General features: G+C 36.3%; 2 protein-coding genes. Both read right to left on the reverse strand.

What is annotated here, in order from left to right; translation table 11 throughout:
- Nucleotides 1-995 (reverse strand): flavin reductase (locus tag HMPREF0373_RS17525; protein ID WP_021739596.1); only part of this gene is annotated, 995 nt, incomplete at its 3' end.
- Nucleotides 988-1,395, reverse strand: a complete 408-nt coding sequence (locus HMPREF0373_RS10040; protein WP_021739597.1) for a Fur family transcriptional regulator — start codon at nucleotides 1,393-1,395, stop codon at nucleotides 988-990. The genes HMPREF0373_RS10040 and HMPREF0373_RS17525, both read right to left, overlap by 8 nt.
- Nucleotides 1,396-1,580 lie beyond the last annotated feature (185 nt).

A 1,580-nucleotide genomic window follows, 5' to 3' on the forward strand; every position in this document is an offset into this window, starting at 1 on the left:
TGCTTCTCAATCTCACCTACTGCCCTGAATTTTGCTGCAAGCTCAGGGAATCCTTCTTCCTCAGCTGTTTTAGCAAAGCCTTCATACATATCTGTCCACTCATAATTTTCGCCTTCTGCCGCTGCCGCCAGGTTTTCCTTTGTATCACCAATTCCTGCTAATTCCTTGAACCACATCTTTGCATGTTCTTTCTCATTATCTGCAGTCTTTAAAAACAATGCTGACATCTGCTCGTAACCTTCCTTTTTCGCTACAGAAGCAAAATAGGTATACTTATTTCTTGCCTGTGATTCCCCTGCAAATGCCTCCTGTAAATTCTTCTCTGTCTGTGTTCCTGTATATTTGTTTGCTGCCATCTCTTTTACCTCCGTTTTCTTTACTACTTTTTCAAAATCTGATGCCGGGTGCTTGCACAAAGGACATATAAAGTCATCTGGTAATTCCTCGCCTACATATTCATATCCGCAAATTCTGCAACGCCATATTGTCTGACTGCCCTCTGTTTTTCCAACCTCCTGTGGCTTAGGCTTAATATTATTCTGATAATAATCATATGTTACTGAAGGAACATTGCTTAAAACTTCCATATCGGTTATCTCACCGATAAACATCGTATGTGAACCCAAGTCCTCTGTTTTAGTAACTGTCACAGAAATGTATGCATTTGTACCTTCTGTAATATAATAAATACCATTTGTGCCCCTGGCACACTGCTCAAATGCTTCAAACTTATTGGTATCTCTTCCTGATTGGAAGCCAAAATGTTTGAACAATTCAAATTGTGCCTTCTGACTTAAGACTGATACAGTAAATTTTCCGGTTCTTTGAATCATATCATGCGTATAATTTGCCTTATTTACACAGATACTTAACTGGTTTGGTTCCGAAGCTGCCTGAATGGCTGTATTAATGATGCATCCGTTATCTTTTTCTGCTTCTTTAGCGGTCAATATAAACAGTCCATAACTCAACTTATACATTGCTTTTCTATCCATGCTGTTCCTCCTTTACCTTCTCCCTGCATTTCGGGCAAATGCCTTTAAATGAAATATCATAATCCACAAATTCAATTCCATGAGTGTTATGAATTCTTTCCAGCAAATCCGGTATTTGATCCATATCCACATCAAAAACTTCACCGCACTTTATGCATCTTACATGGTAATGATTTTTCAATGTAAAATCAAATCGGTTCGGTCCATCCGGAACTTCAACCTTTCTTAATGCACCTTCCTCTACCAATATATCAAGATTTCTATATACAGTTCCTTTTCCAATTCTTGGATATGCTTCTTTTATAAATTCATACACTTCATTTGCCGTAACGTGTCTTCTCATTTCGTATACGGTATTTCTTACAAGATCTTTTTGAATAGTATTTCTCCTACTTGTCATTAGTCCTCCTTATTAGGATTAGTTCTTAATCAGGATTATATACCACTATCATCCTGTTGTCAATAAAAATAGTAATAATTCTCATTATTATAAAAAGTTATCAAACTGAGCATCTTTTACCTGAATAACTATTTTATTTTTCGTTCAAATATATATTCTGAATCTGAAGATAAATCAGACCTAAA

This window comes from Eubacterium ramulus ATCC 29099 (assembly GCF_000469345.1).
Taxonomy (GTDB): Bacteria; Bacillota; Clostridia; order Lachnospirales; family Lachnospiraceae; genus Eubacterium_I; species Eubacterium_I ramulus.